Origin of the sequence: Nonomuraea thailandensis, from assembly GCF_024172165.1 — a bacterium.
In the GTDB taxonomy this organism is placed as follows: Bacteria; Actinomycetota; Actinomycetes; order Streptosporangiales; family Streptosporangiaceae; genus Nonomuraea; species Nonomuraea thailandensis.
This window is the reverse complement of sequence record NZ_JAMZEB010000002.1, coordinates 11,647,664-11,672,500: the sequence shown is the minus strand read 5'-3', so window position 1 is coordinate 11,672,500 and position 24,837 is coordinate 11,647,664. Positions and strand designations below refer to the sequence as shown.

Sequence of the window (24,837 nt, the reverse complement as noted above, 5' to 3'; positions counted from 1 at the left end):
CGCGTGAGAGCGCCAGCCCGAGCCCCACGCCCGTGTGGTTGTCGCGGTCGCCGAGCCGCTGGAACGGCAGGAACACCCTTTCATGCGCTTCGGGCGGAATGCCGGGGCCCCTGTCGATGACGCGGATCTCGACGTCGTCGCCGTGCCGGCTCGCGCCCACGAGGACGGGCACGCCCGCGGGGCTGTGCCGGACGGCGTTGGCCACCAGGTTGCCGAGCACCCGCTCCAGCAGCGCGGGGTCGGCCATGATCTCGGGCGTCCCCGGCGGGATGTCGGTCGCCAGGCGCTCGCCCAGCGGGCCGAGGTCGTCCACCGCGTGCGGCAGGACGTCCTCGATCGCCACCGGTTCGAGCTTGACGCCGAGGACCCCGGCCTGGAGGCGGCTCATGTCGAGCAGGTTCGACACGAGCCGGTTCAGCTTGATCAGCGACTCGTCGGCGGTGGCGAGCAGCTCGGCGCGATCGTCGTCCGACCAGATGACGTCCGTGCTGCGCAGGCTCTCCACCGCGGCGATGGCGGAGGCGAGCGGCGTGCGCAGGTCGTGCCCGACCGCGGCGAGCAGCGCCGTGCGCATCCTGTCGGCCTCGGCCAGCGGCCCGGCCCGGTCAGCGGCCTCCCGCAGCCGCTGCTGGCGCAGCGCCACCGCCGCCTCCGCCGCGAACGCCTCCAGCACCCGGCGGTCGCCGGCCTCCAGCGGGCGCCCGCGGGCGGCGAGCACCAGCCGGTCGTCGATCACGACGTCGTGGTCGGCCGTGCCGGGGCTCGTGGCGGGCAGCCCGCCGGACGTCGCCACGACCCGCCATCCGGCGCCCTCGTCGGGCTCGCCCCGTTCGAGCAGGGTGACCGCCGTCAGCCCGAACGTCTCGCGCAGCCGGGCCAGCAACGACGGCAGCGCCGACTCGCCGCGCAGCACGTGTCCCGCCAGCGTGGACAGCACCTCGGCGTCGGCCCGTGAACGGGCGGCCTCCCTGCTGCGCCGGGCCGCCAGGTCGACGACCGTGCTGACCATGGCCGCCACCAGCACGAAGATGGCCAGCGCGAGCACGTTCTCCGGCTGGGCGATCGACAACGTGTGCAGCGGCGGCGTGAAGAACCAGTTGAGCAGCCCGAACCCGAGCACCGCCGCCGTCAGCGCCGGCCACCTGCCGCCCGTCAGCGCGACGGCCACGACGAGCAGCAGGAAGATCAGGATCTCGCTGGGCAGCGTCAGGCCCACCGGCTGGAGCGCGACCGTGAGCAGCGGGATCCCGAGGAGCGCCAGCGCCCATCCGGACAACCGTCGGCTGCGCGGCAGCGCGGCCCCCTGCCTCGTCCGGTGGCGGGGCGTCCCTGTCGCCTCGTGCGGCACGATGTGCACGTCGATGGAGCCGGCCAGCGCGGCCGTCGTCGCGCCCACGCCCCGCGTGAGCGGTCGCCGCCTTCGGGAAGCGCCGAGCACGAGCTGGGTGGCGTTCGCACCGCGGGCGAACTCGAGCAGCGCCCGCGGCACGTCGTCGCCGACCACCTGGTGGTAGGTCCCGCCCAGGTCCTCGGCGAGGGCGCGCTGGCGTACCAGATGGGCGGGGTCCTCCTTCGTGCTCAGCCCCTGCGCACTGGTGATGTGCACGGCGAGCAGGTCGGCGCCCTTGCCGCCGGCCGCGATGCGCGCGGCCCGCCGGACGAGGGTGTCGCCCTCCGGCCCGCCCGTGAGCGCGACCACCACGCGCTCGCGGGCCTCCCAGGTGCCGGCGATCGCGTGGTCGCTGCGGTAGCGGCCGAGCTGTTCGTCCACCTTGTCCGCCACCCAGAGCAGGGCGAGCTCCCGCAGAGCGGTCAGGTTGCCTACGCGGAAGTAGTTGGCGAGCGCGGCGTCCATCTGTTCCGGCCGGTAGACGTTGCCGTGGGCCATCCGGCGGCGCAGCGCCTCGGGCGCCATGTCGACCAGCTCGATCTGGTCGGCCCTGCGCACCACCTCGTCAGGGACGGTCTCGCGCTGCGGCACGCCGGTGATCCGCTCGACGACGTCCTTCAGCGACTCCAGGTGCTGGATGTTGACCGTGGAGACGACGTCGATCCCGGCGTCGAGGATCTCCTCCACGTCCTGCCAGCGCTTGGCGTTGCGGGAGCCGGGGACGTTCGTGTGGGCGAGCTCGTCGATCAGGGCGAGCGTGGGGGCGCGCTCGATGACGGCGCCGGGGTCGAGCTCGGTGAACGTCGTGCCGCGGTAGGCCGCGGTCCGCCTCGGCACGACCTCCAGCCCGTCGAGGAGGGCGGCGGTGCGGGCGCGGCCGTGGGTCTCGACGAGGCCAACGAGCACGTCCTTGCCGCGGTCGCGGGCCCGCCGCGCCTCGCCGAGCATGGCGTACGTCTTGCCCACCCCGGGCGCCGCACCGAGGTAGACGCGCAGCCGCCCTCTCATTCCTCCAGGTTACGGCTGGTACGGCGGAGCGACCCCCCCACCCCCAGTGCGGCACCGGAGCCTCGGGCGGCGGGGTCGCCCCCGGCTGGGAATTGTGCCTGGCCAGCCTGGTGCCCCATTCGATGTAGCCGGCGAAGGCGGCCCTGAACTCGGGGTCGTCGGGCAGCCCGACCTCGTCGGCCGCGTCCATGAGCAGGTTCACCCATCTGCGGCGCTGCGGCTCGGTGATCGACTTGCCGAGGTGGTGGCGGAGCATGTGGGAGTAGCCGCCGCGCTCGGTGGTGTAGCGGTCGGGGCCGCCGAAGACCTCGCTCAGCCACATCGCCACGTACTGCGGGTGGTCCGGGTCCATGTGCGCGAACAGCGGCCCGATCAGGTCGTCCTTGACGACACTGCGGTAGAACACCTCGGTCAGCCGCTCGAAAGCCTGGGTGCCGCCGGCCCACTCGTAGAGGGTGGGCACTGCCTCATCGGTCATGTAATCATGTAATCACCCTTGTCACGGGCGGACAAGGGTTGCATTTCCGGGGAAAACGAAAAAGTCCCCGGCCACCGGATGAACCGGTGGCCGGGGACTTTCGTTGGTAGCGGGGACAGGATTTGAACCTGCGACCTCTGGGTTATGAGCCCAGCGAGCTACCGAACTGCTCCACCCCGCGTCGGTGTGTTAGTACTTACTATACAGGCTTCCAGACAGTGCGCGAACCACATTCCCACCCACTCACGCGAAAGCCCGGATCTCCGTTTCCGGAAACCCGGGCCTCGGCCTGGTAGCGGGGGCAGGATTTGAACCTGCGACCTCTGGGTTATGAGCCCAGCGAGCTACCGAACTGCTCCACCCCGCGTCGCTTGTGCCTTAGTAGGCTACCGGGCGGCACGGGGCGGGCGCAAACCGAATGCGTCAGGAGGTGTCGGCCGTCGGCGACGCCGTGGGCGACGCCGTCGGGGATGCCGACGGCGAAGCACTGGGCGAGGCCGCCGGTGAGGCGGTCGGCGATGCGGTCGGCGATGCGGTCGGCGAGGCCGTGGGCGACGGCTGCTGCTGCGGCTGCGCGTTCGCCCCCTCCAGCGCCTGGAGGGCCTCCTCCAGCCGCTTCTGGGCGTCGCCGTAGGCGTCCCAGTCGGGCGGGCTGGCCTGCAGCGCCTTCTGCGCGTCCGAGTAGGCCTTCTTGGCGTTGGCGATCGCCGAGTTGAGTGCCGAGTTGGACGTGTTGGGCTGAGCCTGCTGTTGCTGGTCGCTCGGTTGTTGCTGTTGCTGCTGCTCGCCGCCGAAGACCTCCGTGAGGGCTTCCTCCAGCGTGCGGGCCACACCGATCTTGCTGCCGAACGACACCAGCACCCGCTGCAGGATCGGGTACGGCTCCTGCCCGCCGCCGGCGGTCACCTGGATGTACACCGGCTCGATGTAGACCAGCCCGCCCGCGTACGGCAACGTCAGGAGGTTGCCGTAACGGACCGACGAGGCACCCACGCCGAGCAGGTTGAGCTCACCGGCGAAGCGGCTCTGGAAGGCGTTCTGTGCCTGTCCGGGGCCTGGGATGGGCGTGGCGGACGGCGGCATCCGCAGGATCCGCATCCGCCCGTAGTCGGGCCCGGCCGTCGAGTTGACCGCCATGAACGCCGCCAGGTTCGGACCCTGTCTGGGCACGAAGGTCGTGGTCAGCGAGAACGCCGGCGTGTTGCTGCCCGGCATCGTGGTGGTCAGGTAGTAGGGCGGCTGCTTGATGTTCTTGTCGCCCTGGGTGGGGTCGTTGGGGACGTTCCACACGTCCTGGCCGCCGTAGAAGGCGCCCGGGTCGGTGATGTGGTAGCGCGACAGGGTGAAGCGCTGCACCTTGAACAGGTCCTCCGGGTAGCGCACGTGCTGGCGCAGCTCGGCGCTCATCTGCGAGGCCGGGCTGATGACGCCGGGGAACGCGCTGCTCCAGGTCTTGAGCAGAGGGTCGTTGGCGTCCCACGCGTACAGCCGCACCGTGCCGTCGTAGGCGTCGACCGTGGCCTTGACGGAGTTGCGGATGTAGTTGATCTTGTCGCTCGGCTGCTGCGCGATGACGCGGCGGTCGGTGGACGTGTCGCGCGTCATGTCGCCGAGGCTCTGGCTCTGCGCGTACGGGTAGTCGTTGGAGGTCGTGTACCCGTCGATGATCCACTGGACGCGCCCGTCGACGATCGCCGGGTAGGGGTTGCCGTCGAGCGTGAGGAACGGCGCGACCTTCTGCACCCTGTCACGCGGGTTGCGGACGTACAGGATCTTCGAGTTGTCGTTGACGTCGCCCGACAGGACGATGTTCGCCTCGCTGTACTTGGCCGCGTACAGGAGCCTGTTGAAGAACGAGCCGACGGGCACGCCGCCCTTGCCGGTGTAGGTGCTGTTCTTCTGGCCCGTGCCGCCCGTCTCCGGGTAGTCGAGCTCCTGCGGGTTGTTGGGGTCGCCGCCGGCGATCACGTACTCGGACGCCGACTCGTCCTCGCCGAAGTAGATGCGCGATTCCTTGAGCTTGGTGCTGTCGACCAGCGGACCGGTGACCGGCATGTCCTTGGCGTCGTACGCGGGCAGGCCACCGGAGTCGACCTTGTTGCCCGGCGCGGCCACGAAGCCGTAGCCGTGGGTGTACTTGAGTACGCGGTTGATCCAGTTGTTCTGCTCGGTGGGCGGGCCGGTCAGCTCGCGCACGCCGACGATGTGGTCCACCAGCTTGCCCGTGCTGTCGGGGTAACGGTCGACGTCGAGCGGGTCTGCGAAGCTGTAGAAGCCTCTGATGCGCTGCGTCTGCTCGTAGGTCGAGCCGAGCAGCGCCGGGTCGAGCAGGCGCACGCCCGAGACGGAGGTGTCGCCGTTGGCCTGCACCGCGGCCGGATCGGCCTGCGCGTTGTAGGTCTCGACCTCGGTCTTGTCGATGTTGTACGACTCGCGGGTGGCCTGGATGTTGCGCTGGATGTAGGCCGCCTCCTTGCCCTGCTGGTTGGGCTTGACCTGGAACTGCTCGACCAGCGCCGGGTAGACGCCGCCGATCAGGATGGCCGAGAGCACGAGCAGGCCGAAGGAGACGCCGGGCAGCATCCCGCCGGGCCGGAACACGCCGGCGAAGAACAGCGCGGCGCAGATCAGCGCGATGATCGCGAGGATGGTCTTGGCCGGCAGCACCGCGTTGACGTCGGTGTAGGAGGCGCCGTGCACGTAGCCGCGGTCGGAGAAGACCAGGCCGAAGCGGTCGACCCAGTAGGCGACGGCCTTGAGCAGCACGAAGATGCCCAGCAGCACCGACAGGTGGACGCGGGCCGCCCTGGACGCGTGCACGCCGGGCGACTGCAGGCGGAAGCCGCCGTACAGGTAGTGCGTGATCGCCGCCAGCACGATCGAGATGATCACGGCGGTGAACAGGAAGTTCAGCACCATGCGGATGAACGGGTAGTCGAACATGAAGAACGAGATGTCCATCCCGAACAACTTGTCCGTCTTGCCGAACGATGCGCCGTTGCTGAACTCCAGCCACGTCTTCCACTGCCCCGCGAACGAGGAACCGGAGAAGATGGCGAGCAGCCCCATGCCGACGATGAAGATCAGCTTTCGATGGGGGTCGAGCGCCATGCGATAGCGGTCGGCGCCGCTGCCGCCACCGAAGATCGCGGGCCCGAACATCGGGCGCGTCTTGAACGCCAGCAGCATGTTGCCGCCGGCGATGCCGACCATGAGCACCGCACCGACCACGAACAGCACGATCTGAGTCAGCACCATGCCGCTGAACACCGACGTGAAGCCGGTCGAGTCGTACCAGAGGTAGTCGGTGTAAATGCCCGAGAAAAGGAAAAACAGCGCCACGATCGCCACTAGGGCGATCGCCACAGGCAGAAGCAGTCGCGGTCGGCGGGGCAAGCGCATCGCCCTGCCGGCTCCTGGGGTCCGGAAGCTCAAGGCCAACCCCTCGTCGTAATGAAAAAACGGTCCGTGACTGGCAACCTACACCGCTGTGCCAGCCGTACAGCTAACGCACGGCGATCGCCAGAAGTTTCATCCGGCCTCGCACGCGGGCACCTGACCCTTGCCGGTGCGCAGCGCGTCGAGCGCCTGCACCGCCTGGTGCAACGTGTCGGCCCTGACCAGCCGCAGGCCGTCAGGCGCGGCCTGCAGGGCCTCCGCGCAGTTGCCCGGAGGCGTCAGGAAGATCGTGGCGCCGGCGTCCTTGGCCCCGATCATCTTCTGCGCGATGCCGCCGATCGCGCCCACCTCGCCCGTCGGCTGGATGGTGCCGGTGCCGGCGATCTTCTTGCCGCCGGTCAGCTCGCCGGGCGTCAGCTTGTCGAAGATGCCGAGCGAGAACATCAGCCCGGCGCTCGGGCCGCCGACGTCGCCCACGCTGATGTCCACGTCGAACGGGAAGTTGAACTTGGGCCCCATGGTCAGGCCGACGATGGTCTGCCCCTCGGGGCCGGCCACGGCCTGCAGGGTGACGTCCAGCTTCTCCTCGCCGCGCACGATGCCGAGCACCACGCTGTCGCCCGGCTTGTGCGCCTTGACCGCCTTCTGGACGGCCTCGGAGTCCTTCGTCGGCCGGCCGTCGACGGAGGTGATCTCGTCGTCCTTCTGCACCTTGCCGTCGGCGGGCTTGCCCTTCGACGTGGACAGCACGCCCACACCCACGGTGTAGGGGATCTTGAGCTCGGTCAGCGCGGCGGCGGTCGCGGCGTCCTGGGAGTTCGTCATCTCCACGACGTTTTCCTCCTCGACCTCCTCGGCGTCGCGGCCGGGGGCGAAGATGGTCTCCTGCGGCACCACGGCCACCGTCGGGTCGAGCCAGCCGCGCAGCGCGGTCAGCAGGTCGATCTGGGCGGCGGGGCCGCCCTGGTAGGCGACCGTGACCAGGCTCAGCGCGCCGGTGGTCGGGTAGGTCTGCCTGCCCTTGATCGTGATCACGGGCTTCTTGTCGACCTCGCCGATCGTGTTCTCCGTCGGGCCCGGGCTCAGCACGACGTACGGAACCGGGCGGAACGCGCCGATCACCCCGAGCGCGAGCACGAGGAATCCCGCGAGCAGCAGGGTCAGGGCGCGTCGTGACATGTCGATGAGCTTATTCGCCGGCGCCGACCCACTCGGTCTCGCCGTCGGCGAACACCTGGTGCTTCCAGATGGGGACCTGCGCCTTGAGGTCGTCGATCAGGCGGCGGGCCGCCCTGAACGCCTCGTCCCTGTGCGGCGCGGCCACCGCGACGATCACGGCGGTGTCGCCCAGCTCCAGCTCGCCCACCCGGTGCACGGCGGCGATCGCCGTCACCGGGAAGTCGGCGGCGACCTTCTCGGCGACCTGCCGGAGCTCGGCCTCCGCCGAGGGGTGAGCCGAGTAGGAGAGCTTGGTGACCGGCTTTCCGTGGTCCTGCTCACGGACGGTGCCCACGAAGAACGCGGTGCCGCCCGCGGCGTGATCGGCCACGGCTGCCAGCACCTCGTCGACGGAGAGCGAGGTGTCGCGAATGCCGAGCAAGCGGATGACGTCCACGACAAAGACTCTAACCGTTCATCCGCGGCGCTTCTTACGGACTTGACGGACGATCGCGGCGGTGCCGATCACGGCCACGGTGGCGCCCGCGGCGGTGAGCGTGGCCTCCTTGACGGGCAGGCGTCTGCCGACCACGGTCGTACGGTTCTCCCGCAGCTCCAGGAGCTGCTCGAAGGCGGCCTCGTTCGTCCACGACGGCTTCCAGCCGGCCTCCCGCAGCGCCGCGCAGTCGACCACCCACGGGTAGACGACGTAGTGCAGATCGGTCGCGGGGGCCGGGGTGATGCCGAGGCGGTGCAGGCGCTGCGCGGTGCCGAACGTCAGGCCCGCCGGGAGCTCCAGGCTTCGGATGCCGGACAGCTCCTCCACCTGGTCCTGCCCCAGCCAGCCGTCGGAGCCGACCGCCACCACGCCGCCGACCAGGCCGCGCGCCGCCAGCTCCAGCGCCGAGACCAGGTCGTCGATGTGGCAGAACTGCCAGTGCGGGCTGCAGCCCTTCACGGTGAGCAGCCTGGGCGACTCGAAGTGGCGGGTGATCACCGTGTCGACGCCGGGGCCGACGACCGCGGCCGGGCGCAGCACGGTGACCTCCAGGCCGGGGTGGCTGCGCAGCGACCGGCGCACCAGGGACTCGATCTCCAGGAAGTCGCCGACGACGCCGGTGTCGGGCTCGGCCGCCACGGGGGCGTCCTCGGGCAGCGGCACCTCGTTGTCGGGCGCGGCGCCGTACACCATCGCGCTCGTCACCAGCACGACCCTGCGCACCCGCGCGGCGGCGCAGGCCGTCAGCACGGTCTGAGCGGCGCGCAGGTTGTACGCCCGCCGTTCGGAGGGGTCGGAGTCGACGGCGTAGTCACCGGCCAGATGGACCAGGACGTCGATGTCGGAGATCCGGTTCGCCAAGAGCGGATCTCGTACGTCGATCACTCTCCACGTGGCTTCCTGGACGTCGCCGCGTTCCTCGTCGATGGCCACCACTCTGCGGAAATCCGCGGAGGTCACGAGTTTCGCGAGCACCTCTCGGCCGAGGCCGGAGGCCGCGCCCGTTACGGCGACGACGGGTTGACGCGGGCGTTTCGAGGTAGGCACCAGGTCCTCACTTTGCACTGATCCGCCGTCGGACGACTAACGTGGCGGATGTGGATTCCTCCTCCATCCTGCATGAGGTAGACCGGTGACTGACCTGCCAGGTCGCGAAAACGACCCCAACGAGAACCCGTTCGCCATGTTCGGCAACCCTGAGCAGATGGCTCAGGCGATGCGCCAGTTCGCCGACATGTTGTCGGCGCCACAGGGCTCCGGCCCTGTCAACTGGGACATGGCGAAGAACATCGCCAGGCACGCCGTGGTCGCCGAGGGCGACCCGAGCGTCATGGAAGGCGAGCGCCGACAGATCGTCGAGGCGCTCAGCCTGGCCGACCTCTGGCTGAACGAGGCGACGACGCTGCCCAGCGGCGTGTCGACCCCGCAGGCCTGGAGCCGGTCGGAGTGGATCGAGAACACGATCCCGATTTGGCGAAAGCTTTGCGAGCCGATCGCGGAGCGCATGGTCGACACCATGGGCGGCGCGCTCGGCGGCTCGGGGCTGCCCCCCGAGGCCCAGCAGATGGCCGGGCCGCTGATGGGCATGCTGAAGCAGATGGGCGGCATGATGGTCGGCCAGCAGATCGGGCAGGCGCTCGGCTCGCTGGCCCGTGAGGTCGTCGGCACGACCGACATCGGCCTGCCGCTCTCCGACACGGCCGCGCTGCTGCCCGGCGGCATCGCGCACTTCAGCGAGGGCCTGGAGATCCCGGCCGACGAGATCAGGCTGTACCTGGCGCTGCGCGAGGCCGCGCACCACCGGCTCTTCCAGCACGTCCCGTGGCTGCGCTCGCACCTGCTGGGCGCGGTCGAGGAGTACGCCAAGGGCATCACGGTCGACACCTCCGCCCTCGAAGAGCAGATCCGCGGGCTCGACATCAACAACCCGCAGGCCATCCAGGAGGCGCTGAGCGGCGGCAACCTGCTCAAGCCCGAGGAGACCGAGCGGCAGAAGGCCGCCCTGGCGCGGCTGGAGACGATGCTCGCCCTGGTCGAGGGGTGGGTCGCCACCGTGGTCGACAAGGCCGCGCAGGGCAAGCTGCCCTCCGCCGTCGCCCTCGGCGAGACCGTACGCCGCCGCCGCGCCACCGGCGGGCCGGCCGAGCTCACGTTCGGCACCCTGGTGGGGCTGGAGCTGCGGCCCAGGCGGCTGCGCGAGGCCGCCGCCCTGTGGCGGGAGCTGGAGAGCGCGCGCGGGCTCGACGGGCGCGACGCGCTGTGGGGCCACCCCGACCTCATGCCGACGGCCGAGGACCTCGACGACCCCGACGCGTTCGTACGCGGCGAGGCGGCGTGGGACATCTCACAGCTCGACAAGGGTCCCGACGACGGCAAGGGCGACGAAGGTTGAGCCTGCTGCACCACGACGCGGTGGAGGTGCTGTCCGCCTGGACCGCGCCGACGCCCGGGGAGGAGGCGCTGCGCGCCGAGTTCCTCGAGCACCTGCGGACGCACGACGACGCGATGCTGCGCGAGTGCGTGCCCGGGCACCTGACGGCTACCACGGCGGTGCTGTCGCACGACGGCTCCAAGGTGCTGCTCACGCTGCACCCGAAGGCCAAGATGTGGCTGCCGATGGGCGGCCACTGCGAGATCTCCGACACGTCACTCGCGGCGGCCGCGCTGCGGGAGGCGTGGGAGGAGTCGGGGATCTCCGGGCTGGAGCTGCTGCCGGGACCGCTCGCGGTGGACAAGCACGTCGTGTGGTGCCATCCGCCGCACAGCTGGCACCTCGACGTCGAGTACGCCGCCGTGGCGCCCGCCGGGGCCGAGGCCGTGATGAGCGATGAGTCGCTCGACCTGCGCTGGTTCCCCGTGGACGAGATCCCCGAGCTGTCCGACGAGGCGACGCGGAGATTGGCCGCACGCGGACAGGCCGCGCTCGGCTCGGGTTCGCGCCTGCTTGGCTAGAGTCCATTTGCGTCGTTCCAAAAGGGGGCCTGCGTGGAGACTTCTGCCGTCGGCGGCACGATCGTGACACCCGTACGCAAGCGCAGGAAGTTTCCCGCAACGGCCCTGACCTGGGTCGCTGTGTCCCCGTTCGCCGCCTGGGCGGTGGCCAGGGTGGCCGGGCTGGAGCGCGGGTCGCTGCCCACCCAGCTCATGACCGCGACTCCGTACGCCGCGGCGGGCTCGCTCGTCCCCCTCCTGATCGCGGCGCTCGGGCGCAGGCGGGCCGCGACCGCCGTCGCGCTGCTGTCGGCCACGGCTCTCGGCTTCAGCGTGCTGCCCAGGGCGCTGGGCACCGCCGAGGCGACCGCCGGCAGGCCGTTCAAGGTCATGACGATCAACATGCTGTTCGGCAGGGCCGACATCGCGACGATCATGAGAATGGTGCGCGAGTTCGAGCCCGACGTGCTGAGCACGCAGGAGCTGACCCCGGGCGCGGTCGCCGACCTCGACGCGGCCGGGCTCAAGGAGATCATGCCGCACCGCGTGCTGCAGGACGAGTGGAGCGCCGGCGGCAGCGGGATCTACTCCAGGCATCCGGCCGAGGCGATCTGGGACGCCATCCCGCCCGTCGGGCACCAGATGCCCGTGGCGACGATCTCACTGCCGGGCGGCGAGCCCATCGAGTTCATCGACGCGCATCCGTTCCCGCCGCTGGGGCCGCAGGTCAGCGATTGGAACGCGGCACTCGCGGCCTTCCCCTCGGCCTCGCCCGACCGGATCAGGATCATCGCGGGCGACTTCAACGCCTCACTCGACCACGCCGCCATGCGCGGGCTGCTGTCACGGGGTTACAAGGACGCGGCCGACCAGGTGGGGGCCGGGCTGATCCCCACGTGGCCGGCGAACAAGCGGGTGCCGCCGCTCATCACGATCGACCACGTGCTGGTGGATCAGCGGGTCGGGGTGCGGGAGGTCAGCGTGCGCGACGTGCCCGGCACCGACCACCGGGCCGTGCTGGCCGAGCTCACCGTGCCCTGACCAGGGCCCTGGTGTTGTCCCAGCCTTCGAGGCCGGGGTCGAGGCGTTCGACGTCCTGGGGCGTGCGCAGTCGGTGCCAGCCCGGGGTGGTGGCGACCCTGCGCGGGCCCGGCGCCTGGGCGCGCAGCTCCTTGACCACGTCGTACGCGTCGAGGTCGGGGTCCGCCCATTCGGGTGCCGGGAGCGCGCAGGCCATGGCCACGGCGCCGCCGTTCTCCGCGGGGCAGATCGTGATCTCGGCCCTGCCCAGCTCCCTGAACAGCTTGCCGATGAGCAGCGGCGGCAGGTCGGGCGCGTCGGCGCTGACGACGGCGGCCTGATCGGCGTGGAGGCGGGTGAGGACGTGCCGCAGCGGCTCGTCCTCGGCGATGGTGATCACCTCGGTGCCGGGCCAGACGAGGTCGTCCAGGCCGGGGACGCTGGTGATCAGGACGGGGGTGACGAGCTCCAGGCCCGCGACGATCTCGTACGTGTCCTCGGCGACCGCCTCCAGGAAGTCTCCCGGATCGACGCCGGGGGGCGCGGCCTGCGCCATGTGCTGTCGTACCAGGACCGCGGCGATGCGCGTCAACACTCCTCCGGTGCCGTGTGGGCCGCGGCGGAGAATCCCTCCAGGAACCCGCGGGCCCGCTCCGCCTTCGGATACTGTTCTACCAGCGCCCAGAACTTGGCCCCGTGGCTGGGCACCAGCAGGTGCACGAGCTCGTGGATGATCACGTAGTTGATGACCCACTCCGGCAGGCCCTTGAGCCTGGTGGAGATCCGGATCGTGCCGGTCTCCGGGGTGCAGGAGCCCCAGCGGTGCTGCTGGTTGTCGACCCAGCGCACACTGACGGGGTCCGGCTCGCCGTTCAGATACTTGGCCGAAAGCTCCTTGGCCCGCTCCAGCAGGGCCTCGTCGGTCGGCCTTCGCCTGCTCTCCTTGGCGGCCAGCCGATCCAGCATCCGGCTCACCCATTCATCCGCGTCTTCGCCGCTCAGCCAGGCGGGCAGGAGCACGATCGTCTTGTCGCCGTCGCGGTATGCGGACACCGTACGCCGGCGACGAGAACTGCGACGAACCTCGACTGTCTCGGGGGGCACATATGCACGGTAGCCGAGACTGGCGAAATTCCACAGAGGGTGGACGTTGTTTCTGCTGGTCAGATGATTAAGAGCCGGTGAATTTGGGCATGCGCCTTTCCCGATGCGCGGCCAGGCCCTCGATCATGTCGGCGGAGACCATGGTCACCGGCTGGGCCAAGGATTCCCACCTCAGAGCGGCTTCCAGGTCCTGATGGTCTTGGTTGAGGGCCACTTTGGTGAGCCTTGTGGCAATGGGAGCGTTCCGGGCGATCTTCGTGGCGATGTCGGTCACTTCCGACATTAGGTCATTTTTCGGGAAACTTTGATTTACTAGGCCTTTATCTGCCGCTTCCTGCCCGGACACAGTGCGGCCCGCCAGCAGCATCTCCCGGGCCAGACCCGGCGCCCTCCTCGGCAGGAGGTACGTGGCCGCCATGCCCGGGTGCAGACCCAGGGACGTGAACGGGGCCAGCAGCTTGGCGTCGTCGGCGGCGTACACGAGGTCGCAGGCCAGCGCCACGCACAGGCCCGCACCCACCGCCGGGCCGTTGACGGCCGCGATGGTGGGGATCTCGAGCTTCGTGATCAGCAACCAGGTGCGGTAGAAGGCCAGCATGCGATCGCGCAGCGGGGGCACGGCCTCGGCGCCGCGCTCGCCGATCCACGACAGGTCGCCGCCGGAGGAGAAGGCGCTTCCCGCGCCTGTGACGATCAGGCAGCGGGCGTCCCGGTCGGTGGCCAGGGCGGTCATGGTTTCGCGCCATTCGGCCGTCATGGTGTCGGTCATGGCGTTACGCATGTCGGGGCGGTTGAGGGTGATCAGTACGACTCCGTCGTCTTTGCGATCAACTGAGAGCTCGTTCATGCGGGGAAGCGTAACGTGGGCGCCTTGGCGGGATGCGGAGTTGACGATCAATGGTCCCGTAATGGCGCCGTCTCCCCCATGGCCGGGTCATTGATCATTACTCTCGTCCACAGGGACGGGTCCCATTTCCGAAGTTATCCACAGCCGCCGCCGAACCCGCTCGGGATCTTGCTCGGGCATGGAAGCCTTTCCCGCCATGAGGCCACGTGTGAAGCCCACCCTGCGGCACATCCTCCGCGACGAGCGCACCCTGCAACTCGGCGCGCACCCCCTGCGCGCGGTCATGCTGAGCGGCCTGACCCAGCCCGTCCGGGAGTGGGTCGCGGGCCTCGACGGCACCCGCGACCTGGAGACCGTCCTGCGAGAGGCGGCCCTCGCCGGTCTCGACGAGTTCCGCGCCCGCTCCCTGCTCGACCAGCTCGCCGCCCAGGGCGCGCTCCACGACGCCGCCACCGGCCCCGGCTCCCTCCGCGACCTCCCCCTGGCGGAGCGAGACCGCCTCAGACCCGACCTCAACGCCCTCGACCTCGGCTCCACCGCCCCCGACGGCATGATCGCCCTCTTCGAGCGCCGCAGGAGGGCACGCGTGCGGGTGTACGGCGCCGGCCGCATCGGAGCCCAGGTCGTCGCCCTGCTCGCCGCCGCCGGCGTGGGCCACCTCCGCGTCCTCGACCCGGAGGAGACGCGGCCACAGGACATCACCCCGGGTGGGCTCACCTGGGCGGAGGTGGGCATGCCCCGCGAGGCCGGTGCGGTGGCGGTCGCCAGGCGGCTCACGTCGGCCGGGCTGCCGCCGCTGGAGACCGACGAGCCCAGCGCGGCCGAGTACAGGGAAGCGCTCGACGCGGCCGGCGTACTTCCCGGCCCCGCCGACCCTCCTCGCCCCGACCGGCCTGCAGGCAGACCGTCCACCAGAGCCGCAGGAACGGCCGTCACCAGCGCCACCCCTCCCCGGTCCCCACGAGGTGCCGGCGTCGGCGCCCGGACCACCGACCCACCGCGCGGCGGTATCCCACGTGGGGCGGGAGGCGGCGGTGTCGGCACTCCTCCGCGCAGCGCGGGCAGAGGAGCCTCCTCCAGCACCCAGCCCGTCGCGTGGGACGGACGGCCAGGCCCGGGCGCACGACCCGAAGCGGCCGCACGGCCAGGCACGGGCGCACGGCCCGACGCGGGCGCACGGCCCGACGCCGACGCGCGGCCCGACGCCGACGCGCGGCCGGACGGGGGCGCAAGGCCAGGCACGGGTGCGCGACCGGGCACGGGTGCGCGACCGGACGCAGATGCAGTACCCCACGCGGGTGCGCGGCCGGACAGGGATGCCGCTTCTTCGCGAAGCGCTCGCTCCGCGTCCGCGCAGAGCGCTCGCGCCGCTGCTCCTCCATGGGACGGCAGTGGCACCGGCAGCCGTGCCGGCGCCCCTTCGCGTCATGCGGGGAGAGGAGCTCCGTCCAGCGCCCGGTCCACTGAGCAGCCCGGAAGGAGGGAGCCGGGCGGGGTGGAGGAGCGGTGCCGGCCGACCGTCAAGGCGGTGGCCGGTGGGTCGTTTCTCGGGGACAAGTCGGACCGGCCCGACCTCGTCATCCTGGCCCCGGTCGGCCCGCTCGACATGTTGCTGGTCAACGATCTCGACTCCCTGCGCATCCCCCACCTCCTGGTGTCCGCCTTCGAGGGGCACGGCACCGTGGGTCCGCTGGTCCTGCCGGGGGACACGGCGTGCCTGCACTGTCTCGACCTGACGCGGCGCGATCGCGACCCGTACTGGCCGATCGTCACGGCCCGGCTCGGCGGGTATCCGCCGGGCGAGATCGCCTGTGACGTCGCCCTCGCGACCGTCGCCGCAGCGCAGGTGACCGGCCATGCACTGGCCTTTCTCGACGGCAAGGAGTCCGCTGTGACCAACGGCACAATGGACGTAACCCCTGATTGGCGCTGGCGAAGGCGCTCCTGGAAGGCCCACCCCCAATGTCGTTGTATGCGAAACAATCCATATTCGCTAAGAATGGTCATGGCACCTGACCGCGACTGACGTGCTCAAAGGACCACGAAGGGGGGAAGCGGTATCTCGCAGAGGTTCCGCGCATCAGTGTGAGCGATCTTCCGCGCCGTGCTGTCACGCGATCGGCCAAGCTGGCCGCCCTTCCACTCAGCTTCGCCGGTCGCGCCGCCCTCGGGCTGGGCAAGCGCATCGGGGGCAAGTCTGCGGAGATGGTGGCGCAGGAGGTTCAGCAGCGCACCGCCGAGCAGGTCTTCAAGGTGCTCGGCGAGCTCAAGGGCGGCGCCATGAAGCTGGGGCAGGCGCTGTCCATCTTCGAGGCGGCGCTGCCGCAGGAGATCGCCGGCCCCTATCGCGCCACGCTGACCAAGCTCCAGGAGTCCGCCCCGCCGCTGCCCGTGTCGACGGTGCACAAGGTGCTGGCGGAGCAGCTGGGCGACGGCTGGCGGGAGCACTTCCTGTCGTTCGACGACCAGCCGACGGCGGCGGCCTCGATCGGCCAGGTGCACAAGGCCGTGTGGAGCGACGGCAGGGAGGTGGCCGTCAAGATCCAGTATCCGGGGGCGGGCAAGGCCCTGCTCGGCGACTTCACCCAGCTCGCCCGGCTGGGCAAGCTGTTCGGCGCGCTGCTGCCGGGGCTCGACATGAAGGCCCTGCTGGGTGAGCTGCGTGAGCGGATCGCGGAGGAGCTCGACTACCTGCGGGAGGCCGAGGCGCAGCACGCCTTCGCCCTCGAGTTCGACGAGGACCCCGACTTCCACGTCCCTGACGTGGTGGCCGCCAACGAGATGGTGCTGGTCACCGAGTGGATGGAAGGCACACCGCTGTCGCGGATCATCTCCGACGGCACCAAGAAGCAGTGCGACCGCGCCGGCCTGCTCTACGTACGCTTCCTGTTCTGCTCCCCCGCCCGGGTCGGCATGCTCCACGCCGACCCGCACCCGGGCAACTTCCGCATGCTGCCCAACGGCAAGCTCGGCGTGCTCGACTTCGGCGCGGTCAACCGGCTGCCCGACGGCTATCCCAAGGCCTTCGGCCAGCTCACCCGCATCTTCAACCAGGGCGACATGGAGACCGTCATGGCGGGCCTGCGCCAGGAGGGGTTCATCCGCGAGGACTTCGAGATCGACCCCGACGCGCTGCGTGCCTTCCTCGCTCCGTACGTGGAGCCGACGGCGGTGGAGGAGTTCACGTTCAGCCGGGAGTGGCTGCAGGCCCAGGCTGCCAGTGTCGCCGACCTCCGCCCCACCAACGTGGTCCGGCAGCTCAACCTGCCGCCGTCGTACGTCCTCATCCACCGCGTCCATGCGGCGGGCATCGGCGTGCTCTGCCAGCTCGGCACCACGGCTCGCTTCCGGGACGAGGTGATCCGCTGGGTGCCCGGGTTCGCCGACGACCCGGACGACCAGCCGCTGCCGATCGGCTGAACCACCGATCGACATCCCCCCGGCCGATAGATCGCATGCCTGGCGGGCGACCGGGCAGTGCTCGGTCGATTGAGCGAGCGGCTCAGCCCCTCCTGCTCGGTCGGTTGAGCAGGAGGATCGGCATATGCCTGTGGGCGGCCGGGCCAACGAGCGGCACGGACCTCCGGGCGGACAGCGGGACCGCTGAGCGGCACACTGCCTGAGGACGGCGGGATCGACGTTCGGGTATCCGGCTGATGGGCGGTTGGGGAGAGACGATCGAGCCGCCACGTGCTGAGCGAAGTGGGCACACGATCGGCGACCGCTTCCTGAGCGGTGTGTGGGTGAGCCCGATGTGGGACTGGAATTTGGGGAGAGCACTGTTGCACGACAACTACACTGTGTAATTATTCGACTGCAAACCGTTACTCTCTTTTGGGAGGATGCAGATGCACCGATCCGCGTGCCTGTTGGCGGCCGCTGCTCTGGTCACCGTAGGGGTGTTCGCGACCGGCCCGGCTGCGAGCGCCGTCGTCGATCCGGTTCGCGCCGGGGAGTGTCTGGCCTCTCGTGCGGGTGAGGTGGCGACCACGGTTGATCCGACGCTCAAGGGCGTGCCTGTCGAGCTGAGTGCCGTGCGTTGTCTCACTTCTCCCTGAGTGCATGACGCCGTCATGGGGTGCGCGAGTCCTGGTGGTCCTCTTGGGATCGCGGGTCGGGCCGCACGTGTGATCGGCGGTTTGGCAGGGCTGTTCGCCGACGGTGTTTCCCGTCAGGTTTTCGATCTTCCGCACGGGCCTCATGGGTGACAGGCGGTGGGCGGCTCGTTGGCTGGCTGGTAGGGCTCACGCTCGCACGTGTCCTACCAGCCAGCGCTATTTCGAGCGGCGGTCCTGATGGACAGGACGCTTCCGGCCACTGTTCTTGACGGCCCAGGCGGTTGTCTCCGATGATCTCGACGGCCAGCATGCTCTTGGGGGCTGATACTCGGCCGCCAACACGCTCGCAGGTGCTGATCACAAGGCCCGCACGCTCTTCGGGCGCTGCCCCTGAGGCCCGGACGCCTCTTCGGGCGCTGGGCCTGAGGTTCGCACGCCTCTTCGGGCGCCGGCCTGAGGTGCGCACGCCAACTCGCACTGATTCTGATCGCAGAGGTGCTTTCGGGCACCGGCCCTACCGGTCGGCGCATTTTGAGCGCTGGTCCTGGCATCGGCTACTGGACCAAGACGGCGTTCTCCGGCGCCCTTCCGGCCCCGGCGCGTGTAGGAGTTGCTTGCCAGAGTGCAGAGGCCGCAGGACGCGGTGAAGCCGGCACGCTCTCGGGCGCCGGTCGTGGCAGCCCGGGTGCTTCGGGTGCGGGGCTCGTGCGGTCAGGTGAGGCCGGTGAGGAGGGCCTGGATGCCGTCGGTGAGGATGCGCTCGCCTTCCTCGCGCGAGTTCAGGAACCAGCCGGGTAGCGGGGTGCGGAGCGAGCAGGTGAGTTCGATGCTGACGAGGCCGTGGATCGTGGTCCACACGAGGTAGGCCGAGCGCTCCGGGTTCGAGGAGCGGATGAGGCCGGCTCGGATCGCTGCGGTGGTGGCCTCTATGAGGAGGCCGAAGCAGCGGCGGAGGGCGTCGTTGCGTTGCTCCGGTGACGGGTCGAAGTCGGGGAGCGGGCGTTCGAACATCAGGGCGTACAGGGCCGGGTCGGTCAGGGCGAACCGCCTGTAACCGTACGCCACCGCCATGATCCTGGCCAGCGGGTCCGTGTGACCGTTCAAGGAGGTGGTCATGGCCTCGTGGAGGAGGCGGAAGCCGTGTTCGTAGATCGCCTCCAGCAGGCCGGCACGGCCGCCGAAGCAGGTGTAGATGCCCATGGTGGAGGTGGCGGCGGCGTCTGCGACGCGGCGGAGGGTCAGGTCGGGCGCGCCTTGGTCGCGCAGGATGCGCATGGCCGCGTCCAGGAGGTCCTGGCGCAGTGCGCCGAGTTCTTTCGGGGTGCTTACGGCTCTCGGCACCCTCTCACCATAGCGGGCGATAACGCGCATCATAACGAGCGTTATCGCCCTACGGGCCGGGTGCGAGGAGACCGGTGGCCGGAGGGCGGGGTCCCGGAATCAGGGAAGGGGATTCGTCCATGAGTGTTCTACGGGTCGCGGCGGTGGCGGGGTTCGGCTGCGCCGGGCTGCTCGTCGTCAACGCCGCCCGGCGGGGTGGGTTGCTGCCCGAGACGGCGTTCACCCATGCCATCGCGCCGTTCGCGGCGCTCACCGGCTTACTCGCGATCACCGGCATCTACCTGCTCATCCGCGCCCGCTCCGGGACGCTCGGGCTCGTCGGGTACGTGCTCAACTCGGCCGGGCTGGCCGGGGCGTTCGCGGTCGAGTACACGCTGCACTTCGTCTTTCCCTACCTGGGTGGCGGCACCGTGAGCGGGCTGCTGGCCGGTGGGACCGGGCGGGCGTTTCTGGTGACGTCGGGCGTTCTGCTGGTCGGGGTGCTGACGTTCAGCGCGGCGGCGGTCAGGAGCGGGGTCATGCCTGTGGTGGGCGTGGCGCTTTACGCGGCGGGCATGGTGCCCGGGTCGCTGCGGAGCGCGGTGCCGGAGCCGGTCTACCTGGCCGGGCTGGTGGTGGCGGCGATCGGGGTGGCGTGGATGGTGACGCGGCTCTGGAGCGCGGAGGAGGAGCCACTGGTGCTGGCGGTAGGCCGGCAGCGAGGGGCGAGTCCCGCCGGTTGACGGCGCGGGAGGCGGCCTCCCCAGCCGGCGGCGAGGAAGGCGATTCCCACCGGACGACGGTGTGGGAAGCGACCTCTGCCGGTTGACGGTGCGGGAGGCAGCCTCCCGCACCAGCGGCGAGGAAGACGACCTCCGCCGGACGACGGTGCGGGGAGCGGCCCCCGCCGGATGAGGGTGCGTGAGACGGCCCCATCGGATGACGGTGTGCCCCGCCGGATGACGGTGTGGGGTGGCGGGCTTCTCTGCGGTGTGCGGCAATCGTCGCGTGCAGCAGCGGGAGTCATGCGGCGGAGGTGATGCGGGGGGAGGTGATGCGGCGGAGGTCATCTCGCGCAACAGCCCGCACACCCGTCGCGGAGCGGGCTCGTCCAGGAGCGAGGGCCTGCGCCATGTGGTGTGCAACGGACGGGAGGCCTGGCGAACAGGCCGGGCAGACACACGCAGCGCAGGCAGCACAGGGAGGCACGCAGCGCCACGCAGGCAGGCACGCAGGGCAAGCCATGCAGGCATGCAGGCATGCAGGCATGCAGGCATGCAGGCAGCATAGGCGGCAAGCAGCGCAAGCAGGAGGGCAAACGAAAGAGCCGGGCGCTGGTTGCGCCCGGCTCCAGGGAAAGGATCTGGCCGGAGATCCTGCGCCGGCGGCAGGATCTCCCGGATCAGATCTGGCGGCTCAAGGCCTGGCGCAGGCGGTCGTTCGCCCGCTTGACCTCCCGCCGCGCCCGCTGCACGCGAGTGACGCGCAGGATGAGGCGTTGCTCCTCCGCCTCTCGGTGGAGGGTTTGTATTCGGTCATTGACCAGGTCATGGATGAGATCCGGCACTGCTCGGCTCCTGCTCGATCGAGTGATCATTTGCGTGTTTCGCTTTCTTGGTTCGTAGGTGCGCGTGGTGAAGATGGTCAGGCAGCGACCGGGTGCTTGCGGGGACGCCCGCGCGGACGCTTGCGGGGAACGACGGTTCCCCGGAGGATCAGCTCGCCGCCCCAGACCCCCCACGGCTCCTCGCGCTCGAGCGCGCGGGCCAGGCAGGCCTGCTGGATCGGGCAGCCGCCGCAGAGTGCCTTGGCGAACTCGACGTCCTCCGGCGACTCGGCGAACCACAGGTCAGGGTCGGTACGACAGGGGATCTTGGCTTCGTCGATCAGGTCCATGATCGTCTTCGCCCCCATCTGCTTTCTCCTTCGATCGATCTTGATCTTTAGTCGGGCACCTCATAGGTGGTCGGAGGATCACGGACAAACAAGAAGGCCGCGGATCCTGTGTGCGGATCCGCGGCCTGGGGGCTGCTATGTGCCGGTCAGGTTATGACCGGAGCATCCCTCCAGGGTTGCGGACCGCACAGTCCACCCTTGGTGAGCTGGTTGGCCGGCAGTTCGATACGTCCTTCGTAGACAGGAGCGCCTGGTGCTGCGGCCACACCGACGTGGGCGCGCGCGTAGAAGGCGGAGGCCTGGCTACGGGCAGACTTCTCCTGCCGCAGCCTGGCGGGCCCATCGGCGAGCCTCACCAAGTCACGGCATGCGAAGGCGAGCCACTGCGTGGCCGACATCTGAATGCTGATCACCTGGACTCACCTTCTCTCTCTGGATCGTCGGAACAGACCTGTCCGACTCGCTTGACCATGACCCTAAACCGGGAAGCCGGGAAGGGGCAACATATTTTCTACCTGCGATTTCGCCTATTTCGTGAGGCGAATCATGGCTTCCTGGACGACCGAGACCACGAGGTCACCCGACGCGGTGTACATCTCACCCCGAGCGAGCCCCCGGGCCCCCGCCGACCACGGTGACTCCTGAGCATAGAGCAGCCAGTCGTCGGCCCTGAAGGGGCGGTGGAACCACATGGCGTGGTCGAGCGAGGCGCCCATGACGTTCGAGGCGCCCCAGGCCATGCCGTGGGCCAGCAGTATCGTGTCGACCAGCGTGAAGTCGGAGGCGTACGCGGCCAGCACCACGTGCAGGAGCGGGTCGTCGGGCAGGTCGGCGTGGTAGCGGAACCACACGTTGGTCTGCGCGCTGCGCAGCTCGGGGTTCTGGAACGCCTCCCACGTGAGCGGCGAGGCGTAGCGCGCGTCCACCGGCCGGGGGCGGGTGAACCACTCGCGCAGCTCCGGGTGGTCGCCGACGAGCTCGTACATCCGGTCCTGGAACGTCGGCAGCGTCTCCGGATCGGGCACCGAGGGCATCACCGAGGCCTGGTGCGAGACCCCCTCCTCGAAGACGTGGAAGGAGGCGGACATCGTGAAGATGGCCTTGCCGTGCTGGACGGCCACCACGCGCCGGGTGGTGAACGACCGCCCGTCGCGCAGCCGCTCGACGTTGTAGACGATCGGGATGGACGGGTCACCGGGGCGGATGAAGTAGGCGTGCAGCGAGTGCACGTTCCGGTCCTTGGGGACCGTGCGGCCGGCCGCCACCAGGGCCTGCGCCGCCACCTGGCCGCCGAAGACACGCTGGATGCGCTCTTCCGGACTCCTGCCGCGGAAGATGTCGAGCTCGATCTGCTCCAGGTCGAGCAGATCCAGGAGCTCCTTGAGCGCCGAGTTCACGTGTCCGTCCCCCTCGTGGTCACCGGTCCTCGGGACACGTTTCCCCTCATGGTTACCGGTCCCTGGGACAAGTTTGGCGTGTCGTCCATTCCACCCCATGAGGGGGTCTGGTCTGTCCGATGATGCCCCCGCCGGGTTTCGACTCCGTTACGAACCCCTGCACAGCGACAGGACGGCCTCGCCGTACCGGTCGAGCTTGACCCGGCCGACCCCGGCGATCGACAGCAGCTCCTGCTCGGTGACCGGCGCGCGCTCGGCGATGGCCTGCAGCGTCACGTCGGTGAAGATGACGTACGGCGGCACCTTGCCCTCCTTGGCCGTGGCCGTGCGCCACGACTTCAGGCGTTCGAGCAGCGCCTCGTCGTAGTCGGCCGGGCAGGTCGAGCAGCGGCCCAGCTTCTGCTCGGCGGCGTTCACCAGCGTCTTCGCGCACACGCGGCAGCTCACCGGCGCGGCCACCTGGCGGCGCTCGCGGGCGGACGGCGCCAGGCGCGGCGGGGACGAGGCGCGGCCGGTGAGGCCGTCGAGGAAGCGGGACGGGCGGCGGCTCTTGCGGCCTCCCGCCGCGCGGGCCAGCGCCCAGGAGATCGACAGGTGCTCCCTGGCACGCGTGATGCCGACGTAGAGCAGGCGGCGCTCCTCCTCGATCTGCTCGGGGGACTCCGCGTAGATGATGGGCAGCATGCCGTCGGTGACCCCGACGAGGAAGACGGCGTCCCACTCCAGGCCCTTGGCGGCGTGCAGCGAGGCCAGCGTGACGCCCTCGACGGGAGGCGCGTGCTGCTCGGAGGCGCGGCGCTCCAGCTCGGCGACGAACGCGGCCAGGTCGGCCCCCTCCGCCGCCATGTCCTCGGCCAGGTCGGCCAGCGCCTTGAGCGACTCCCACTTCTCCCTGGCCTTGCCTCCGCCGGGAGGCGCGGGCGTCAGGCCGACGCCGCCCAGGATGTGGTGGACCTCGGAGGCGAGGGGCTCGCCCGAGGCGGAACGGGCGGCGCCGCGCAGCAGCACGATCGCCTGGCGGATCTCGGGGCGCTCGAAGAACCGCTCGGCGCCGCGCAGCACGTACGGGATCTCCGCCTTGGTCAGGGCCTCCTCGTACGACTCCGACTGGGAGTTGACCCGGAACAGCACGGCGATCTCGCGCGACGGGACCCCCTTGTCGAGCAGCTTCCTGATGCTCCTGGCCACTCCGGCGGCCTCGGCGGGCTCGTCGTCGTACTCGTTGAAGCCGGGCTTCGGCCCGTCGGGCCGCTGGGCGACCAGCTCCAGGCGGTGCGGCGAGCGGCCCTTGGCGATCACCAGGTTGGCCAGGTCGACGACCTGCGGGGTGGAGCGGTAGTCGCGCACGAGCTTGATGACGGACGCCTTGGGATGCTCCACCCCGAACCCGGTCAGGTAGCGCGGGCTGGCGCCGGTGAAGGAGTAGATCGTCTGGTTGGGGTCGCCGACCACGCAGAGGTCGTCGCGGCCACCCAGCCAGGTGTCGAGCAGCAGCTTCTGCAGCGGGTTGACGTCCTGGTACTCGTCGACCACGAAGTAGCGGTACTGCTGGCGGATCTGCGCCGCCACCTCCTGGTGCTCGGTCATCACGGCCGCGGTCAGCTCCAGGATGGTCTCGAAGTCGACCAGGTGGCGCTCGCGCCTGATCCGCTCGTACGCCTCGTAGACGCGGCTGAGCTGCTCGGCCGGGACCGGCGGCGTACGGTGGTGCTTCGCGGCGGCGGCCACGTAGTCCTCAGGGCCGATCTGCGTGACCTTGGCCCACTCCACCTCGGAGGCGATGTCGCGCAGCTCCGAGCGCTCGGGGGTGAGCCGGAGGCTGCGGCACGCCTCGCCGAGGACGGGCAGCTTGGACTCGATGACCGACGGGGCCGCGCCGCCGATCACGCGCGGCCAGAAGAAGGTGAGCTGGCGCAGCGCCGCGGCGTGGAACGTGCGGGCCTGCACCCCGGGCGCGCCGAGCGCGCGCAGGCGCTGGCGCAGCTCTCCGGCCGCCCGCGTGGTGAACGTCACAGCCAGGACGCTCTGCGCGTCGACCACCCCGCTGCGCACCGCGTACGCGATGCGGTGGGTGATCGCCCTGGTCTTGCCCGTCCCCGCGCCGGCCAGCACGCACACCGGCCCGCGCACGGCCTCGGCGACAGCGCGCTGCTCGGGGTCGAGTCCGATCAGTACGTCGTCCGCGTCGTTCACCTGTGTATCCTCCCAGCCGCTGGCGGAGAACCACTTTATTCTGGCAACATGCGGGGCCGAACTATGTTCGTAAGCTAGTCGTCAACAAGATGCAAAGAACTGGTCTTTTCCCCCACAATGGGGCCCGACCATTGCATGG

The 24,837-nt window shown here is 70.1% G+C and carries 19 protein-coding genes, 2 tRNA genes and 1 pseudogene (1 of these 22 running past the window's edge); 6 read left to right on the top strand and 16 right to left on the bottom strand.

The annotated features are described in order from the left end of the window. From HD597_RS58380 to HD597_RS58345, 8 genes and pseudogenes are all read right to left on the bottom strand, one after another. Nucleotides 1-2,398 carry the 5' portion of a DUF4118 domain-containing protein gene (locus tag HD597_RS58380; protein ID WP_253757437.1) on the bottom strand. It extends 92 nt beyond the left edge of the window, so only the first 2,398 of its 2,490 coding nucleotides appear in the window; the start codon lies at nt 2,396-2,398; its stop codon lies beyond the left edge, outside the window. A 220-nt stretch (nt 2,399-2,618) separates the two neighbouring features. Then, nucleotides 2,619-2,876 (bottom strand): annotated as a pseudogene (locus HD597_RS58375) (globin domain-containing protein); the annotation flags it as partial. A gap of 104 nt (nt 2,877-2,980) precedes the next feature. Then, a tRNA-Met gene (locus HD597_RS58370) sits at nt 2,981-3,057 on the bottom strand. A gap of 109 nt (nt 3,058-3,166) precedes the next feature. Next, nucleotides 3,167-3,243 (bottom strand) — tRNA-Met (locus HD597_RS58365). Nucleotides 3,244-3,299: 56 nt separating this feature from the next. Beyond that, nucleotides 3,300-6,278 (bottom strand): UPF0182 family membrane protein, encoded by a 2,979-nt coding sequence (locus HD597_RS58360; protein ID WP_253757435.1) that lies wholly within the window; start codon nt 6,276-6,278, stop codon nt 3,300-3,302. Between the two features lie 129 nt (nt 6,279-6,407). Beyond that, complete coding sequence (locus tag HD597_RS58355; RefSeq protein WP_253757433.1) at nt 6,408-7,454, bottom strand: YlbL family protein; 1,047 nt, start codon at nt 7,452-7,454, stop codon at nt 6,408-6,410. Between the two features lie 10 nt (nt 7,455-7,464). After that, nucleotides 7,465-7,890 (bottom strand): molybdenum cofactor biosynthesis protein MoaE, encoded by a 426-nt coding sequence (locus HD597_RS58350; RefSeq protein ID WP_253757431.1) that lies wholly within the window; start codon nt 7,888-7,890, stop codon nt 7,465-7,467. 18 nt (nt 7,891-7,908) lie between these two features. Continuing rightward, nucleotides 7,909-8,982, bottom strand: coding sequence for an NAD-dependent epimerase/dehydratase family protein (locus tag HD597_RS58345; protein ID WP_253759932.1), 1,074 nt, complete (start codon nt 8,980-8,982; stop codon nt 7,909-7,911). Nucleotides 8,983-9,064: 82 nt separating this feature from the next. On the opposite strand from HD597_RS58345, the gene HD597_RS58340 reads away from it, so the two are divergent. The 3 genes from HD597_RS58340 to HD597_RS58330 are packed head-to-tail and all read left to right on the top strand — an operon-like array spanning nt 9,065 to nt 11,904. Then, a complete protein-coding gene (locus HD597_RS58340) occupies nt 9,065-10,324 on the top strand; it encodes a zinc-dependent metalloprotease (RefSeq protein ID WP_253757429.1) in 1,260 nt (419 codons plus the stop codon). Then, complete coding sequence (locus tag HD597_RS58335) at nt 10,321-10,884, top strand: NUDIX hydrolase (RefSeq protein WP_253757427.1); 564 nt, start codon at nt 10,321-10,323, stop codon at nt 10,882-10,884. Before HD597_RS58340 ends, HD597_RS58335 begins: the two co-directional genes overlap by 4 nt. A gap of 33 nt (nt 10,885-10,917) precedes the next feature. Continuing rightward, nucleotides 10,918-11,904: an endonuclease/exonuclease/phosphatase family protein gene (locus HD597_RS58330; RefSeq protein ID WP_253757425.1), complete on the top strand. Its 987-nt coding sequence runs from the start codon at nt 10,918-10,920 to the stop codon at nt 11,902-11,904. Here HD597_RS58330 and HD597_RS58325 read toward each other — a convergent pair. From HD597_RS58325 to HD597_RS58315, 3 genes are all read right to left on the bottom strand, one after another. Further along, nucleotides 11,891-12,475 (bottom strand): glycosyltransferase family protein, encoded by a 585-nt coding sequence (locus tag HD597_RS58325; RefSeq protein ID WP_253757423.1) that lies wholly within the window; start codon nt 12,473-12,475, stop codon nt 11,891-11,893. The two genes, HD597_RS58330 and HD597_RS58325, sit on opposite strands and share 14 nt — an antisense overlap. Beyond that, nucleotides 12,472-12,987 carry a M48 metallopeptidase family protein gene (locus HD597_RS58320; RefSeq protein WP_222871990.1) on the bottom strand — a complete coding sequence of 172 codons (516 nt, stop codon included), beginning with the start codon at nt 12,985-12,987 and terminating at the stop codon, nt 12,472-12,474. The genes HD597_RS58325 and HD597_RS58320 overlap by 4 nt, the downstream gene beginning before the upstream one ends. A 67-nt stretch (nt 12,988-13,054) precedes the next feature. Next, nucleotides 13,055-13,834, bottom strand: a complete 780-nt coding sequence (locus tag HD597_RS58315; protein ID WP_253757421.1) for an enoyl-CoA hydratase/isomerase family protein — start codon at nt 13,832-13,834, stop codon at nt 13,055-13,057. Nucleotides 13,835-14,030: 196 nt separating this feature from the next. On the opposite strand from HD597_RS58315, the gene HD597_RS58310 reads away from it, so the two are divergent. Both HD597_RS58310 and HD597_RS58305 read left to right on the top strand, forming a co-directional pair. Beyond that, nucleotides 14,031-15,860, top strand: coding sequence for a ThiF family adenylyltransferase (locus HD597_RS58310; RefSeq protein ID WP_253757419.1), 1,830 nt, complete (start codon nt 14,031-14,033; stop codon nt 15,858-15,860). Nucleotides 15,861-15,919: 59 nt separating this feature from the next. After that, the gene (locus HD597_RS58305) at nt 15,920-17,254 is read left to right on the top strand and encodes an ABC1 kinase family protein (RefSeq protein WP_253757416.1); all 1,335 of its coding nucleotides are present in this window, start codon (nt 15,920-15,922) and stop codon (nt 17,252-17,254) included. Nucleotides 17,255-18,603: 1,349 nt separating this feature from the next. Here the strand turns inward: HD597_RS58305 and HD597_RS58300 are convergent. After that, on the bottom strand, nt 18,604-19,233 hold the full coding sequence (locus tag HD597_RS58300) for a TetR/AcrR family transcriptional regulator (RefSeq protein ID WP_253757414.1): 630 nt from the start codon (nt 19,231-19,233) through the stop codon (nt 18,604-18,606). Between the two features lie 119 nt (nt 19,234-19,352). Between HD597_RS58300 and HD597_RS58295 the strand changes: the two genes are divergently transcribed. Next, nucleotides 19,353-19,955 (top strand): hypothetical protein, encoded by a 603-nt coding sequence (locus HD597_RS58295; RefSeq protein ID WP_253757412.1) that lies wholly within the window; start codon nt 19,353-19,355, stop codon nt 19,953-19,955. Nucleotides 19,956-20,614: 659 nt separating this feature from the next. On the opposite strand, the gene HD597_RS58290 is transcribed toward HD597_RS58295, so the two are convergent. The 4 genes from HD597_RS58290 to HD597_RS58275 all read right to left on the bottom strand — a co-directional run bounded on the left by HD597_RS58290 (nt 20,615) and on the right by HD597_RS58275 (nt 24,698). Then, entirely contained in the window at nt 20,615-20,779 is a 165-nt protein-coding gene (locus tag HD597_RS58290) for a hypothetical protein (RefSeq protein ID WP_185100977.1), read from the bottom strand. Nucleotides 20,780-20,856: 77 nt separating this feature from the next. Next, nucleotides 20,857-21,126: a WhiB family transcriptional regulator gene (locus HD597_RS58285; RefSeq protein WP_125636897.1), complete on the bottom strand. Its 270-nt coding sequence runs from the start codon at nt 21,124-21,126 to the stop codon at nt 20,857-20,859. A gap of 509 nt (nt 21,127-21,635) precedes the next feature. Continuing rightward, complete coding sequence (gene tesB / locus HD597_RS58280; protein ID WP_253757410.1) at nt 21,636-22,505, bottom strand: acyl-CoA thioesterase II; 870 nt, start codon at nt 22,503-22,505, stop codon at nt 21,636-21,638. A 147-nt stretch (nt 22,506-22,652) separates the two neighbouring features. Further along, on the bottom strand, nt 22,653-24,698 hold the full coding sequence (locus tag HD597_RS58275) for an ATP-dependent DNA helicase UvrD2 (protein ID WP_253757408.1): 2,046 nt from the start codon (nt 24,696-24,698) through the stop codon (nt 22,653-22,655). Nucleotides 24,699-24,837 lie beyond the last annotated feature (139 nt).

Bases quoted from the DNA above. Each gene is read 5' to 3' on its own strand.
- HD597_RS58310 (WP_253757419.1), top strand. From the start codon at position 14,031: ATGAGGCCACGTGTGAAGCCCACCCTGCGGCACATCCTCCGCGACGAG.
- HD597_RS58315 (WP_253757421.1), bottom strand. From the start codon at position 13,834: ATGAACGAGCTCTCAGTTGATCGCAAAGACGACGGAGTCGTACTGATC.
- HD597_RS58360 (WP_253757435.1), bottom strand. From the start codon at position 6,278: ATGCGCTTGCCCCGCCGACCGCGACTGCTTCTGCCTGTGGCGATCGCC.
- HD597_RS58355 (WP_253757433.1), bottom strand. From the start codon at position 7,454: ATGTCACGACGCGCCCTGACCCTGCTGCTCGCGGGATTCCTCGTGCTC.
- HD597_RS58295 (WP_253757412.1), top strand. From the start codon at position 19,353: ATGAGTGTTCTACGGGTCGCGGCGGTGGCGGGGTTCGGCTGCGCCGGG.
- HD597_RS58285 (WP_125636897.1), bottom strand. From the start codon at position 21,126: ATGGGGGCGAAGACGATCATGGACCTGATCGACGAAGCCAAGATCCCC.